Origin of the sequence: Paenibacillus sp. O199 (assembly GCF_001636635.1) — a bacterium.
GTDB classification, from domain to species: domain Bacteria; phylum Bacillota; class Bacilli; order Paenibacillales; family Paenibacillaceae; genus Paenibacillus; species Paenibacillus marchantiae.
In genome coordinates this window covers 1-1,536 of the sequence record NZ_LGRP01000090.1, presented here as the reverse complement: position 1 = coordinate 1,536, position 1,536 = coordinate 1, and the positions used below count along the sequence as shown (strand labels likewise).

Annotated in this window: 2 protein-coding genes; both read right to left on the bottom strand. The window is 49.8% G+C overall.

The annotated features are described in order from the left end of the window. Nucleotides 1-179: 179 nt before the first annotated feature. Complete coding sequence (locus A6049_RS32230; protein ID WP_063568465.1) at nucleotides 180-536, bottom strand: hypothetical protein; 357 nt, start codon at nucleotides 534-536, stop codon at nucleotides 180-182. Nucleotides 537-594: 58 nt separating this feature from the next. Continuing rightward, nucleotides 595-1,536 (bottom strand): BclA C-terminal domain-containing protein (locus A6049_RS32225; RefSeq protein ID WP_063568464.1); only part of this gene is annotated, 942 nt, incomplete at its 5' end.

The window sequence follows — 1,536 nt, the reverse complement described above, 5'->3', positions numbered from 1 at the left end:
AAAAACCATGCTGCCACTTTCTTTCAGGGCACATGGTTTTTTTGTATACACAGTATTCCAGAGCATCCAACTTTTCTTCTCTCTGGTTCATCTCTTAATGTCTAAAAAATGAGCATCCCCAATTTAAAATGTCTATTTTTTTGGACACGACCCTTTTTGTATTCTTGCGTGGACTCCGCTCATTCCGAGCCTAATTGTTCGAAACCTACTAGGCGATGGGCGTCTACCAGCTCACCCGAAGATGTTTTCCCCCACACGGAAACCTCGGTCTCATTGGCAGCCGGACCTGTGATGGTGAATACGAACTCGTAAGCAACGAAGTTTGTACTATAATTCCTTGTGAGTACCTGGTTAGGAAACACTTCGATCAACTCACTGACATACATCGTTCTCTCACCGTTCAAGATGTAACCGTAAATCTGAAGAGCTGAACTATTGACCAAATCCCTGTTCACAATCCTCACCGTTACAAAACTCGAAGGATTCACACCAAGAACTGGACTATTGTCAATGGGGCCGGTTGATAGAACAGTCATACAATTCCCTCCTTCAGGCAGCCTATTCCCCATTCTGCTTCAGAGCTCACAGCTTGAGTTAGCTGCTCAATTGTTGAATAAGAATAGACGCATTGGCATTGATCTGTGATCCACCTGCCAGAGTTTGCAGATCAACAGCCGATGCACTTGAATGATTTCGTAATGTCAACACATCACCGGGAGCGGCGGTGATAATAATCATTCCTGGATTCGGTTGAGTGCCAGCTCCTGAACCATAGACACTACCGCCTACAGGGGCTCCGTTTTGATAAAGGGTGAATTGGTTTGCCTGAACGCCTGCAACGATGAAGAATATCGCATAGTCCCCAGCATTACCAATAATAATTCCAGCCGTACCCGGTGTATGAGTAATGTTAGTAAGGTTTTCATTGCTATCGAAGGTTATATCCGTCTCGGTAGCTACAGACTGAGTTGAAGTATTAAAAATGTAGCCATAGGACGACAAACCTTGCCCTGTTGCGCCTGTTGCTCCGGTAACCCCGGTGGCTCCTGTTGCTCCCGTCACTCCAGTGGCTCCTGTTGCACCCGTAACCCCGGTGGCTCCTGTTGCTCCTGTCACTCCAGTGTCGCCCGTTGATCCCGTAACCCCGGTGGCGCCTGTCGCTCCTGTTACTCCAGTGCTGCCTGTTGATCCTGTCACTCCAGTATCACCTGTTGCACCCGTAACCCCGTTGTCGCCCGTTGCACCCGTAACCCCGGTGGATCCTATTGGTCCTGTCACTCCAGTGTCGCCTGTTGCTCCTGTCACTCCGGTGGCGCCTGTTGCACCCGTAACCCCGGTGGATCCTGTTGGTCCTGTCACTCCAGTGTCGCCTGTTATTCCCGTCACTCCAGTGCTTCCTGTTGCGCCTGTTGCTCCTGTTACTCCAGTATCTCCAGTTGCACCCGTTACTCCTGTTACTCCTGTTACTCCAGTACTGCCTGTTGCTCCTGTCACTCCAGTGCTTCCTGTTGATCCCGTCACTCCAGTGGCGCCTGT